Raw genomic sequence first — 12857 nt, forward strand, 5'->3', positions numbered from 1 at the left:
CCCATCTCAGGAGCCCCGATGAAAACCATAGGCGACAAACTCGAGGCCTTTCGTGTCACGGGCGTCAAGCCCGGCTTCAGCCAACCCGAGGAAAAAGGCGTTTCCGCCTTCGAGGACATCACCGAGTCTTCCTTTCCCGGAAAATGGAAGGTCATTTATTTTTACCCAAAGGACTTCACCCAGGTCTGCCCCACCGAAATCATCGGCTTCAATGCCCTGGCGGATGACTTCGAAGAACGCGACGCCATCCTGATGGGAGGGTCCACCGACAATGAATACGTCAAGCTGGCCTGGCGGCGCGAAAATCCCGACATCAACAAGCTCAATCACTATCAGTTCGGCGACACCAACGGCGCCCTGATCGACCAGCTAGGCATACGCGACAAAATCGAAGGCGTCGCCTTGCGTGCCACCTTCATCATCGATCCCGACAATATCGTCCAGCATGTGTCGGTCAATCATGCCAACGTAGGCCGCAACCCAGAAGAAACCCTGCGCATCCTGGATGCGCTGCTGACTGACGAACTCTGCGCCTGCAACCGCGCCATCGGCGGCGCAACGCTGTAAGGCCTGTGCCCGTGGACCGCCCCTAACAAGGGGCTGGTTCAGCCGCGTCGGCCCAGTGCTGCCTCTACTGATGTGCCAGCAGCACCACTGCGCTCGCTGCAATGCCTTCGCCGCGTCCCAGATAGCCTAGTCCTTCGTTGGTCTTGGCCTTGATGTTGACGTCCGCCACAGACACCTCCAGATCCTGGGCCAGGCAGGCTGCCATGGCAGCGGCATGCGGACCGATCTTGGGCGCCTGCGCATGCACCGTGGCATCCACATTCACCACCCGCCAGCCTGCTGCCTGAGCCAAACGAACGGCCTCACGCAAGAACACGCGGCTGTCGGCCCCTGCCCAGCGCGGATCACGGTCAGAAAAATGGCGGCCAATATCGCCCTGGCCCGCCGCCCCCAACACCGCATCGGTCACGGCATGCAGCAAGACATCGGCATCCGAATGGCCTGCCAGGCCACGCTCAAAAGGAATGGTGACGCCACCAATAATCAAGGGACGATCCGGCACCAGCACATGCAGGTCATGGCCCTGGCCAATACGGAAAGGGAAAGGGTTGGACATCAGCCGGGCATCCTTGGAAAAAATAGTGGGTGAATTTTGCAGCCAGGTCTCGTACCAGTCGAAATCTTCTGGCCAGGTCAGTTTGTCGTTGCGACGACTGCCTCGCACCAGCAAGGGCGAACGCCCACCAGAATACTCCAGCGCAGACGCTTCATCCGTAATGCGATCGTCTTGCGCACAAGCATCCAGCGCAGACAATAGCTCTGCCGCAGGGAACATCTGCGGGGTCTGAGCCAGCCAGAGATGATCGCGGGCCAGGGTCCGGCAGACTTCAGGCGCAATCGGCCCCGTCCCCGCGCAATCCGCAGCAAGCTTCACCGTATCGGCCACCGGCAAGGCCAACAAGCCTCCGCAATCATGCCGCCAGCAGGTCTCAATCAGATCCGACAAAGCCTGCGCGGGCAAACCTGGCCGCGCAGCATCATGCACCAGCACCCAGGCGTCAGGCGGCAACTCCGCATCGTGCAATGCTGCTCGTACCGTATCCGCCCGGCTTGGCCCACCACAGGGCCGCCAGACAGTGCGTGGCAGCCCCGCCAGCGCTGCATCGACCCACGGGTCACCCAAGGCCACGGCAACCCGCACCTGAGCAATACGCGCATCCGCCAGCAGCGCACACACCGTGCGCCGCAGCATGGGCTGGCCACCAAGCAGGGCATATTGTTTGGGCAGCCCCTGAGCCCGCGCCGCCCGCGCACCGATTCCGGCGGCAGGCACCAAGGCAATCAAAAGAGGATTCATGGAGAGGATTCTAATGTTTCCAGAAAATGTAATCCATCAAAACAAATAAGCCTAAAAACACAAGACGAACGGAATAAATGTAATATAGCTACATTATTTATCCCTGATCAGGAATCCTGTACTCATGTCCCCACTAGACCTACTCAAAGCCAGCCCGGTCATGCCGGTCATCGTCATCCAGGACCCCGATACCGCGCCCGAACTGGCGCAAGCCCTGGTCGACGGCGGGATTCGCACGCTGGAAATCACCCTACGTTCGACAGCGGCACTGACCGCCATCCGCCGGATTCGCGATCAGGTGCCCGAGGCGCTGGTGGGTGTGGGCACCGTGCGTGACCCCCAGCAGCTGGACGCCGCCATCCAGGCAGGAGCCTGTTTTGGGGTCAGCCCCGGCTGCACCGAAGCACTGGCCCTGGCCGCCAGCCAGGCCGGAATCCCCTTTTTACCAGGGGTGTCGACAGCCTCCGAGGCCCTGCGCGCCGCCGAGCTGGGTTTTACGGTACAGAAACTATTTCCGGCGGAGGCAGTCGGCGGGGTCGCCCTGCTGAAGGCCTGGTATGGCCCGCTGCCTGATCTGTCTTTTTGTCCCACCGGGGGTATTCATGCGGGCAATGCTGCCAACTATCTGGCTCTGCCCAACGTCGGCTGCGTCGGGGGATCATGGCTGACCCCTGCCAGCGCCATTGCAGCCCGCCAATGGGAGCAAATCACCCAACTGGCGCGCCAGGCCTGCAGCCTATAAACACACATCAATACCCAGCGGCCTGCAACTGAGCGAGGCTCGGCAGGCCCTCGGTATCGCCCAATACCTGCACCGCCCGGGCACCGATCCAAGCGGCCCGGGCCACCGCGCGTTCCGGCGACAGGCCTGCCAGCAAGCCGCTGATCACGCCCACGGCAAAACCATCGCCCGCCCCCACGGTATCGACTACCTGTGCCACGGGGCAGGCCGGCACGACACCATGCTGCTGTCCATCATCAAAATAAGCCCCTTCGGGACCGAGCTTGACCACCACCAGACTGGCGCCCTGGTCCAGATAGAAACGCGCAATATCCGAGACCTGGCGATAGCCCGTCAGCAAGCGACCTTCCTCGATGCCGGGCAGAACCCAGTGCGCCTGCGCGGCCAGCGCATTAATGCCCTGGCGCATGGCGTCGCGCGAGGCCCATAATGTAGGCCGCAAATTCGGATCAAAAGACACCGTGCGCCCTGCCTGGCGCATGCGTTTCATGGTGTCCAGATTCAATTGGTAGGTCGTGTCAGACACGGCGGCAAACACCCCGGTAGCATGCAAGTGGCGGGCGGCCAGCAGCCAGGCCAGATCCACATCCGCCGGTCCCATCTGGCTGGCGGCCGACCCGGCCCGATGATATTCGATGGGGGGGTCACTGCCATCGCTGACCTGCCCCTTGAACATCATGCCGGTGCGCCCCCCGGCCAGCAAGGACACCCGGCTGCAATCCACCCCTTCCCGCTGGATGCTGTCCAGCAGGAAGCGCCCCATGGAGTCCTGCCCTAAACGACTGGCCCAGCCGACCTTCAGCCCCAGCCGGGCCAGGCCGATGGCTACGTTGGTTTCAGCGCCGGCCGTGCGCTTGTAAAATGAGTCTGCGGCCTCTAGTGGACCGGCCTGGCCGGCCACCAACAGCATCATCGCTTCCCCAAAGGTCACGACATCCAAAGGCTGCGTCATCCCATCTCTCCCCATGCTTAATCACAGCGGATTATAGTGAAACTACTTTTTAAACCACATTTAATTTCATAACATGGCTTAATGTAGCTTAACTACTATTCAGATTCCATCGCAACCAGGTTGAATTGCCCTGAACCAGCCCGCTTATATGCCCCCCATCCTGCCCGACCTGCATGGCCGCCTGTCGCAACTCAGCCGTGCAGCGGCACGGGTTGCCCAGTTCATCATTGCCCAGCCCGCCGACGCCTCGCGCATGGCCATCAGCGAGCTTGCCGAGGTCGCCCAGGTCAGCGAGCCCACCGTCATCCGCTTGTGCCGCACGCTGGGCTATGGCGGTTGGCCGGATTTCAAAGTTCAGTTGGCGGCCAGCCTGATCAGTGGCGTGCCATATGTACACTCGGCCCTGAACCCACACGATGACATCCCCACCCTCAGCAACAAGATATTCGACAATGCTGTGTCAGCCTTATTGCGTGTGCGCGATACCCTGGCGCCCGATCAAGTCGCGCGCGCCATCGACAGGCTGAGTCAGGCGCGGCGCATCGAATTCCATGGCCTGGGCAATTCCGGCATCGTCGCCAACGATGCCCAACTGAAGTTCTTTCGTTTCGACCTGGCCGTCGTGGCCTATACGGACAGCCATACTCAAAGCATGGCGGCTGCATTGCTGGGCCCCCAGGATGTACTGATCGCCATTTCGCATTCTGGCCGTTCGCGTGAGCTGCTGGACGCCACGGCCTTGGCGCAGTCCAACGGCTGCCCTATCATCGCCATCACCGCATCGGGTTCGCCCTTGGCGGGGCTGGCTGATATCCTGCTGCAATCCGACATCCAAGAAGACACCGATCTCTATAGCCCGATGATTTCCCGGCTAGCCCACTTAGCCATCATCGATGTGCTGGCCCTGGGCCTGGCGCTGCGCTGCGGCGCACAGGCCAGCCACGCACTGGGCCGCACCAAGCAGGGCCTGAAAGGCAAACGATAAGCACGCCGCCCCGACACCAGACTAGCGTTAGCAATTTCCATGGCAATGACCGATACCGCATCCTCTATTACCCTCCCTTCGCTGAACACCACCCTGACGGCGCTCAAGCCAGGCCAACGCTATACCCAGCCGCGCCCTCCTGGCTCTGGCGATGCCCTGTGGCTGGCTGCACTGGCACGGCAGTCCCGACACCCGCTGGCGGCCTTCTGCGCCGATCCGCTGGCAGCCCAGAGGCTGGCGGACGAAGTCGCGCTGTTCGACCCCGATCTGCGCGTGCGCTTTCTGCCCGACTGGGAAACATTGCCCTACGACAGCTTTTCTCCCCATCAGGACTTGATTTCAGAACGGCTGCGCACCCTGCACGCCCTGGGGCAGGGTGCGGTGGACATGCTGATCGTGCCGGTCACGACTGCCCTGGTGCGCCTGGCCCCCCCTGAATTCCTGGCGGCCTATACCTTTCAGTTTCGCCAGGGCGATAGCCTGGACGAAGAACGCCTGCGGGCGCAACTGACCCTGGCCAACTACAGCCACGTCACACAGGTCAGTGCGCCTGGTGAATTCTGCATCCGGGGCGGACTGATCGATTTGTTCCCCATGGGCTCGGCCCTGCCTTACCGCCTGGATCTGTTCGACCAGGAAATAGAATCGATTCGCAGCTTCGACATCGACACCCAGCGCAGCCTGTATCCCGTGCGCGAGATCGAACTGCTGCCCGGCCGCGAATTTCCCATGGACGAGGCCGCGCGCAATCATTTCCGGGCCCGGTTTCGCGAAATTTTCGAAGGCGATCCTTCCCGCGCCCTGCCCTATAAGGACATCGGCAACGGCATGGCCTTTGCCGGCGTCGAATATTATCTGCCGCTGTTTTTCGAACATACCGCGACCTTGTTCGACTATCTGCCGGCCAATACGCTGGCCGTCACCTTGGGGGATATTTCAGGGGCCATCCAGCGATTCACAGAGGATGCACAGAAGCGCTGGCAGTTTCTGAAATCCAACCCCGAACGTCCCGTCCTGCCGCTGGACATGCTGTTTCTGGATGACGAAGGCTTTCACGGCCAACTGCGTCAACTGGCCAGACTGGCCTTGAACAACGACCAGAGCCATCCGGATTTTGCCGCCAGCCCGGATGTCGCCATCAACCGCCGGGCAGACGATCCTCTGGCGGGGCTGCGCCGCCACCTGGACAGCAGCCCGCTGCGCACGGCGTTGTGCGTGGATTCGGCGGGTCGGCGCGAAACCATGACCGAATTGCTGGGCGACTACCAGATCCAGCCGGATGCCGCCTTTGATACCTGGCAGGATTACCTGAATAGCGACACGCGCTTTGCGCTGATTGTTGCACCCCTGACGGCGGGATTCCTGATGCCCGATTCGGGCCTGGCCATCCTGACGGAAAACGACCTGTATCCCGCCCAGGCTGCCCGCCCGGCGCGCAGCCGACGCCGTCGCAACGAGCAACACAGCGACATCGACGCCATGGTACGGGATCTGGCCGAGCTGCACGTGGGCGATCCGGTGGTGCATGTGCAGCACGGCATTGGCCGCTATCAAGGCCTGGTCAGCATGGACCTGGGCGACGGCCCGATTGAGCTGCTGCACCTGGAATACGCCCGCGAAGCCACGCTGTATGTGCCGGTGTCGCAACTGCACCTGATCGCCCGCTACAGCGGGGCCGATCCGGATCAGGCTCCGCTGCATCCGCTGGGCTCTGGCCAATGGGAAAAAGCCCGCCGCAAAGCGGCCAAGCAAGCGCGCGACACCGCCGCCGAGCTGCTGGCCCTGTACGCCCGACGGGCGGCCCGCGAAGGTCTGAATTTCCAGTTCCCGGCACGCGATTACCAGGCTTTTTCCGAGGGTTTCGGCTTCGAGGAAACCCCCGATCAAGCCGCCGCCATCGCGGCCGTCATCCAGGACATGACCTCGGGCCACCCCATGGACAGGCTGGTCTGCGGCGACGTTGGCTTTGGCAAGACCGAAGTCGCCTTGCGGGCGGCCTTTCTGGCCGTCATGAATGGACGCCAGGTCGCCCTGCTGTGCCCCACCACCTTGCTGGCCGAGCAACACGCGCAGAACTTTGCCACGCGCTTTGCAGACTGGCCGGTACGCATTGCCGAACTATCCCGCTTTCGCACGGGCAAGGAAACCGCCAAGGCCATTGCCGGGCTGGCGGATGGGTCCGTCGATATCGTCATCGGCACCCACAAGATCCTGTCCAAGGACGTGCACTACAAGCAGCTGGGTTTGGCCATCATCGATGAAGAACACCGTTTCGGCGTGCGTCAGAAAGAAGCCCTGAAGGCCTTGCGGGCCGAAGTCGATGTGCTGACCCTGACCGCCACCCCGATCCCGCGCACCCTGGGCATGTCGCTGGAAGGCATTCGTGATTTTTCCGTGATCGCCACCGCCCCCCAGAAGCGCCTGGCCATCAAGACCTTTGTACGCCGCGAAGACGGCAGCACCATCCGCGAGGCCATTTTGCGCGAACTGAAACGCGGCGGACAAATCTACTTTCTACACAACGAAGTCGATACCATCCAGAACCGCCGCGCCCGCCTGGAAGAACTGGTGCCCGAGGCCCGCATTGCCGTCGCCCACGGCCAGATGGGCGAGCGCGAACTGGAAGACGTGATGAAAGGCTTCTACCAGCAACGCAGCAATGTGCTGCTGTGCACCACCATCATCGAGACCGGCATCGATATCCCCTCGGCCAACACTATCATCATCCATCGCGCCGACAAACTTGGTCTGGCTCAGTTGCACCAACTGCGGGGCCGGGTCGGGCGTTCACACCACCAAGCCTACGCCTACCTGCTGACGCCCGGCGAGGACGCCATCACGGCCAACGCCAAGAAACGCCTGGAAGCCATCCAATCGATGGAAGAACTGGGAGCCGGTTTCTTCCTGGCCATGCACGACCTGGAAATCCGAGGCAGCGGCGAAGTCCTGGGGGAATCCCAATCCGGCAACATCCAGGAAATCGGCTACACGCTGTATAACGACATGCTGGCCGCCGCCGTGCGCGCCCTGAAATCCGGCGAGGAGCCCGATCTGGATGCACCCTTCGGCAGCCAATGCGAGATCAACCTGCACGCACCCGCCCTGCTGCCCTCCGACTACTGCGCCGACGTACAGGCCCGCCTGGGGCTGTATAAGCGCCTGGCCCACGCTGCCGACAGCGATAGCCTGAGCCTGATCCAGGAAGAGCTGGTGGACCGCTACGGCAAACTGCCGGAAGCCGGCCAGACCTTGCTGGCGCTGCACCGCCTGCGTCTGCTGGCTGAATCCCTGGGCATTATCAAAATCGACGCGGGCGACAGCCAAGCCGCCATTCAGTTCAGCCCCCAGCCCAAGGTCGAACCCCTGCGCGTCATCGAGCTGGTACAGCAAGACCGCCAAGTGCGCCTGAACGGGTCCGATCGCCTCAAAATCAGCTTCGGCGGCAACGTGGACGTGCCTGGCCGGGTACAAAAACTACGGGGCTTGTTACAACGTTTGGGAGGCCAAGCTGCCTGAACCCTTATAAATCCGTTTGAATTGATAACAATTCTCGTTTAGAATCCAATCCGAAATAAGAATGATTTTCATGATCTTTATCAATATCTGGAGAGGACCTTGGATTTACGCGCGGACAATCATTTCGGCAAATTAAGCGGCGGGCTAGTCACCGCGCTGGCGACACCCTCCCTGCTACTGGCCTCGGCGACTGCAACGGCGCAGGATGCCGAGCCAACCACCCTGAGTCCCATCAAGGTTGAAGGCACCCGACCTGCGCCTTTCCTGGTCAAGGAATCCGCCTCGGACAAATTTACAGCGCCCGTACTGGATACGGCCAAATCCCTGCAGATCATCCCGCAGGAACTGATCCAAAGCCAGGCAGCCACCACATTGACCGATGTGCTGCGCAATTCCCCCGGCATCACATTCGGGGCCGGCGAAGGCGGCAATCCCCTGGGTGACCGCCCCTTCATCCGAGGCTATGACGCGCAATCCAGCACCTTTATCGACGGCATGCGCGACATCGGCGCCACGTCACGCGAAGTTTTCAACCTGGAACAGGTCGAGATCATCAAAGGCGCAGACGGTGCCTATACAGGCCGCGGCGGGGCGGGCGGCAGCATCGACTTGGTCAGCAAGACCGCCAAGCTGCGCGACTTCACCAATGTGTCCCTGGGCGCGGGCTCGGCCAAATACCTGCGCCAGACCGTGGACAGCAATTGGCAGTTGGGCGAAACCACCGCGTTTCGCCTGAACGCCATGCACCACAACCAGGACGTGGATGGACGCGATTCCGTGGACTACCGCCGCTGGGGCGTGGCCCCTACGCTCTCCTTCGGCCTGGGCACCCCCACCCGCGTGACGCTCAGCTACTTCCATCTGGAGACCGACGACACGCCAGACAGCGGTATGCCCTACACCTTGCCGGGGGGTAAGCACATGCGTACCCCGGTCGACGTGGACCGCGATAATTTCTATGGCCTGGACAGCGACTATCGCCAGACCCGCAACGACATGGGCACGCTGCTGATCGAGCACGACTTCAGCGACACCCTGACCCTGCGCAACCAGACCCGCTACACGCGCGGCACCCAGCGCTATGTCGTCACGCAACCCGACGACAGCAAGGGCAATGTCAACAATGGCACGGTCTGGCGCCGGGCCAATACCCGCGACAGCCGGGTCAGCACCTGGGCCAACCAGACCGAGCTGCTGGGCGAATTCCGCACTGGCCAGTTGAAACACCGCTTCCTGAGCGGCATCGAACTGTCTTCGGAAGACGGACGCAAGGACGCCCTGGCGGTCAATCGCGGCAAGGCCAACTGCCCCGACGGCATAGGGGCTGCCGGCAACTACACCTGCACCAGCCTGTATGCCCCCAACCCCTCCGATCCCTGGGTCAATACCCTGAGCGGCGGACCGCTGGGCGAACCCACCTATACGCGTACGCTGACGAAATCCATCTACGCCTTCGATACCATCGAATTTCATCCTCAGTGGCAGACCACGCTGGGACTGCGGCTGGATGACTACACCACCCGCGTCAATCCCTATGCCGGTGATCGGATCGACCGCCACGATACCTTGCTGAACTACCAGTTGGGTCTGGTCTACAAGCCCGCTGAAAACGGCAGCATCTACCTGTCTTACGGCACCTCGTCCACCCCGGCAGGCGCAGGCCTGAATGAAGGCAGCGGAAACTCTGTCACACCTGGCGGACGCACGCCCCTGAATGCCGCCGATACCGCACCGGAGAAAAACCGAACTATTGAACTGGGCACCAAATGGGACGTGCTGGACGGCAAGCTAGGATTGACCGCAGCCATCTTCCGGGTCGAAACCACCAACGCCCGCATCACGGATGCCTACGGCCTGTACACCATGGGCGGCGACCGTCGGGTCGATGGCTTCGAGCTGGGCTTTTCCGGCAGCGTGACCCCACAATGGCAGGTCTACGGGGGCTATACCTACCTGAAAAGCCGCATTGGGGAAAATGGGGCAAACAGCCAATATGAAGGCAATGCCTTCCCCAATACCCCGGAGAGCAGCTTCAGCCTGTGGAATACCTATGCCTTTACGCCGCAGTTGAGTGCCGGGCTGGGCGCCTACTACGTTGACCAACAATTCGGCAACGAGGCCAACACCATCAGCATCCCTTCCTACTGGCGCTTCGATGCCATGGTGGGCTACCAGTTCAGCAAAACCGTCGATCTGCAGGTCAACGTCAACAATCTCGCCAACAAGACTTATTACGACAAGGCCTACGCGTCACACTACGCCTCGATTGCGCCGGGACGCTCAGCAGTGGCCACGCTTAACCTGCATTTCTGATGCCTACGACAGCCTCACCCGCAACCCAGCAGAGTGCCGCCCTGACAGGCGCCTCTCTGCTGAACAAGCACTCTATCGATCAATTACCGCCTGAACGCTTGGCGGTCCGATTGACCAGACTTCTGGCGGGTCCCCCCGGCCCGGCTGCCGCCGCCTTGCATCGCGCGGCCCAAGGCGGGGTGGTGCAGGCACAACTGGTGTACGGTCAATGGTTGCTGGACGGGCGCGGCGTCACCCGCAATCCAAACCAGGCCGTACAGTGGTTTGCATACGCTGCCCGCCATGGCGAACCCATGGCCTTGAATATGCTGGGCCAATGCCACGCACACGGCTGGGGTGTTGACCGCAACCCGCTGATGGCGGCGTACTGGTTTCGGTTGGCAGCCCTGGGCAGCCTGGACTGGGGCATGTACAACTACGCCACTGCGCTGGCCCTGGGCCAAGGGGTGGAGACAGACCACCCTGCCGCGCTGGGCTGGTTTGAAAAAGCCGCTGCCCTGGGCCATGCCAAATCCATGAATATGGTAGGCAGCTTCCACGAAGACGGCTGGGCCGTTACGCAGAACCAGGACATCGCCCTGCAATGGTACCGGCAAGCTGCCGAAGGCGGCGACTTTCGCGGCCAGTTCAATACGGCCCGATTATTGCTGGAGCGCGGAGAGGCCCAAGCGGCCCTGTCTTGGCTGGCGCATGTGCCGGACACCGCTACCCCGGCTTTTTTACGCCAGGCCGCCCACTGGCTGCAATCATCCCTGAATCATCCGACATCTATCCCCGCTGCGGTCCAGGCGCCCCTGGCTGCGCTGATCCGGCAATACCACGACAAGGCTGTCTTGCACCATGCTGATCACCCTGCCTGATCTTCTCAAGCCGGAATTGGTATGCCAGTGCCGACAAGCCCTGGAAGCCGCCGACTGGACGGCTGGCAGCCTCACGGCTGGGCACGTGGCCGCCCATGTCAAGGCCAACCGCCAGTTGGCCCTGGACGATCCCATCGGCCTGCAGATCGGCCAACGCATCACCCAGGCCCTGAACCAACATCCGGTCTTTCAATCCGCCGCCTTGCCGGCGCGCATCCTGCCGCCGCGCTTCAACCGCTATGAAGGCGGTGAACACTACGGCGATCACATCGACAACGCGATATTCCGGGTTCCCGTGATCGAACGGGCAGGCGCTGCCAGCATAGGCTATCGCGTCGCGCCGCCCGATATGCTGCGCACGGATATCTCCACCACGGTATTTTTCAGTCACCCTGATGAATACGAAGGCGGCGAACTGATTATCCAGGATACCTACGGTGAGCAGCGCATCAAGCTACCCGCCGGTCAGGCGGTGGTCTACCCCGGCACCAGCCTGCATCAAGTCACGCCAGTCACTCGGGGCGTGCGCTATGGGGCTTTTTTCTGGACCCAGAGCCTGGTGCGCGACGATACGCGCCGCAGTATTCTGCTGCAGCAGGATATCGCCATCCAGCGCCTGATCCAGGCTGGCGGCGACCCGACCATCGTCAGCCAGTTGACCGGGGTCTATCACAACCTGCTGCGCCAGTGGGCCGAAACCTGCTGACGCCAGGCCGATCAGACCCGCCTGATGAACAGCCTAATGCTGACGCCGAAACCAGTTCAGCACCGCATCCAGCGGACTGACGTTCAGGGAGAACCGCGCCTGGGCGCGCACCACGGGCTTGGCCCGGTAAGCCACCGAGTAATAAGCGAGGCCCATCATCTGCAAATCGTTGGCACCATCCCCCAGCACAATAATCTGCTCGGGACTCGCCCCCAGAGATCCGGCCATGGTCTGCACGTGACGGGCTTTTGCGGCCTCATCCAGAATCTCGCCCAGCACCCGCCCCGTCAGTACGCCATCCACGACCTCCAGCGTATTGGCGTGGGCCGCATCCAGCATCAGGCCGCGCCGCAGGCGCTCGGTAAAGAAGGTAAAGCCCCCCGACACCAGCAGCGTCTTCAGGCCGTGTTCGCGTGCCGACTGGATCAATTTCTCAGCCCCCGGATTGAGTCGCAAGCGCTGAGAAAAAACCTGTTCCAGCGCGGATTCCGGCACACCTTCCAGCAGGGCCACCCGCCGCCGCAAACTATCGGCGAAATCGCGGATTTCGCCCCGCATACTGGCTTCGGTAATCGCAGCCACCTGCGCCTTGCGGCCCACGACATCGGCGATTTCATCAATGCATTCGATATTGATCAGCGTCGAATCCATGTCCATGGCCAACAGCTTGCAATCCGCGAAGCGATGCACCTCATCCAGCCAGGCCGCATCCATCCGCGCCGTCTGAGCCATCGCCAGGACCTCGGCCTGGGTGGACGGGTCGACATTCAGCAGGCGATAGGCAGTCGGCCCCATTTCCTGGACGCCCTCGGCGCAGGCCATCGCCGCCAGCCGTTCGATATCCGCAGCCAACAGGCTCGGAGCCTGCAAGATAATATGTGCCATGAATCCATGCCTCCGCTATAGTGCGCGGCTATTT

The 12857-nt window shown here is 61.9% G+C and carries 10 protein-coding genes; 7 read left to right on the forward strand and 3 right to left on the reverse strand.

The features are described from left to right. Positions 1-18 precede the first annotated feature (18 nt). On the forward strand, positions 19-567 hold the full coding sequence (locus VDP81_RS04820) for a peroxiredoxin (RefSeq protein WP_322996776.1): 549 nt from the start codon (positions 19-21) through the stop codon (positions 565-567). Between the two features lie 64 nt (positions 568-631). Here VDP81_RS04820 and ispF read toward each other — a convergent pair whose 3' ends face one another. Then, a complete protein-coding gene (gene ispF, locus VDP81_RS04825; protein WP_323011695.1) occupies positions 632-1864 on the reverse strand; it encodes a 2-C-methyl-D-erythritol 2,4-cyclodiphosphate synthase in 1233 nt (410 codons plus the stop codon). Between the two features lie 124 nt (positions 1865-1988). Between ispF and VDP81_RS04830 the strand changes: the two genes are divergently transcribed. Beyond that, positions 1989-2606, forward strand: a complete 618-nt coding sequence (locus tag VDP81_RS04830; RefSeq protein WP_322996773.1) for a bifunctional 4-hydroxy-2-oxoglutarate aldolase/2-dehydro-3-deoxy-phosphogluconate aldolase — start codon at positions 1989-1991, stop codon at positions 2604-2606. 7 nt (positions 2607-2613) lie between these two features. On the opposite strand, the gene VDP81_RS04835 is transcribed toward VDP81_RS04830, so the two are convergent. Beyond that, the gene (locus tag VDP81_RS04835; protein ID WP_322996772.1) at positions 2614-3558 is read right to left on the reverse strand and encodes a sugar kinase; all 945 of its coding nucleotides are present in this window, start codon (positions 3556-3558) and stop codon (positions 2614-2616) included. Between the two features lie 148 nt (positions 3559-3706). Between VDP81_RS04835 and VDP81_RS04840 the strand changes: the two genes are divergently transcribed. The 5 genes from VDP81_RS04840 to VDP81_RS04860 all read left to right on the forward strand — a co-directional run bounded on the left by VDP81_RS04840 (position 3707) and on the right by VDP81_RS04860 (position 11938). Further along, a complete protein-coding gene (locus tag VDP81_RS04840) occupies positions 3707-4543 on the forward strand; it encodes an SIS domain-containing protein (RefSeq protein ID WP_322996771.1) in 837 nt (278 codons plus the stop codon). 45 nt (positions 4544-4588) lie between these two features. Beyond that, positions 4589-8059 (forward strand): transcription-repair coupling factor, encoded by a 3471-nt coding sequence (gene mfd, locus VDP81_RS04845; RefSeq protein ID WP_322996940.1) that lies wholly within the window; start codon positions 4589-4591, stop codon positions 8057-8059. 99 nt (positions 8060-8158) lie between these two features. After that, entirely contained in the window at positions 8159-10372 is a 2214-nt protein-coding gene (locus VDP81_RS04850) for a TonB-dependent receptor (RefSeq protein WP_416233208.1), read from the forward strand. Further along, positions 10372-11232 carry a tetratricopeptide repeat protein gene (locus tag VDP81_RS04855; protein WP_323011696.1) on the forward strand — a complete coding sequence of 287 codons (861 nt, stop codon included), beginning with the start codon at positions 10372-10374 and terminating at the stop codon, positions 11230-11232. Before VDP81_RS04850 ends, VDP81_RS04855 begins: the two co-directional genes overlap by 1 nt. Beyond that, on the forward strand, positions 11213-11938 hold the full coding sequence (locus VDP81_RS04860; protein WP_322996769.1) for a Fe2+-dependent dioxygenase: 726 nt from the start codon (positions 11213-11215) through the stop codon (positions 11936-11938). The genes VDP81_RS04855 and VDP81_RS04860 overlap by 20 nt, the downstream gene beginning before the upstream one ends. A gap of 33 nt (positions 11939-11971) precedes the next feature. On the opposite strand, the gene serB is transcribed toward VDP81_RS04860, so the two are convergent. Continuing rightward, positions 11972-12823: a phosphoserine phosphatase SerB gene (serB, locus tag VDP81_RS04865; protein ID WP_323011697.1), complete on the reverse strand. Its 852-nt coding sequence runs from the start codon at positions 12821-12823 to the stop codon at positions 11972-11974. Positions 12824-12857 lie beyond the last annotated feature (34 nt).

It is taken from the genome of Castellaniella sp. (assembly GCF_034675845.1).
In the GTDB taxonomy this organism is placed as follows: Bacteria; Pseudomonadota; Gammaproteobacteria; order Burkholderiales; family Burkholderiaceae_B; genus Castellaniella.

What these genes read in the sequence shown, in the direction of transcription:
- VDP81_RS04820 (WP_322996776.1), top strand. Translation starts at nt 19, where the DNA reads ATGAAAACCATAGGCGACAAACTCGAGGCCTTTCGTGTCACGGGCGTC.
- ispF (WP_323011695.1), bottom strand. Translation starts at nt 1,864, where the DNA reads ATGAATCCTCTTTTGATTGCCTTGGTGCCTGCCGCCGGAATCGGTGCG.
- VDP81_RS04830 (WP_322996773.1), top strand. Translation starts at nt 1,989, where the DNA reads ATGTCCCCACTAGACCTACTCAAAGCCAGCCCGGTCATGCCGGTCATC.
- VDP81_RS04835 (WP_322996772.1), bottom strand. Translation starts at nt 3,558, where the DNA reads ATGACGCAGCCTTTGGATGTCGTGACCTTTGGGGAAGCGATGATGCTG.
- VDP81_RS04840 (WP_322996771.1), top strand. Translation starts at nt 3,707, where the DNA reads ATGCCCCCCATCCTGCCCGACCTGCATGGCCGCCTGTCGCAACTCAGC.
- mfd (WP_322996940.1), top strand. Translation starts at nt 4,589, where the DNA reads ATGACCGATACCGCATCCTCTATTACCCTCCCTTCGCTGAACACCACC.
- VDP81_RS04855 (WP_323011696.1), top strand. Translation starts at nt 10,372, where the DNA reads ATGCCTACGACAGCCTCACCCGCAACCCAGCAGAGTGCCGCCCTGACA.
- VDP81_RS04860 (WP_322996769.1), top strand. Translation starts at nt 11,213, where the DNA reads ATGCTGATCACCCTGCCTGATCTTCTCAAGCCGGAATTGGTATGCCAG.
- serB (WP_323011697.1), bottom strand. Translation starts at nt 12,823, where the DNA reads ATGGCACATATTATCTTGCAGGCTCCGAGCCTGTTGGCTGCGGATATC.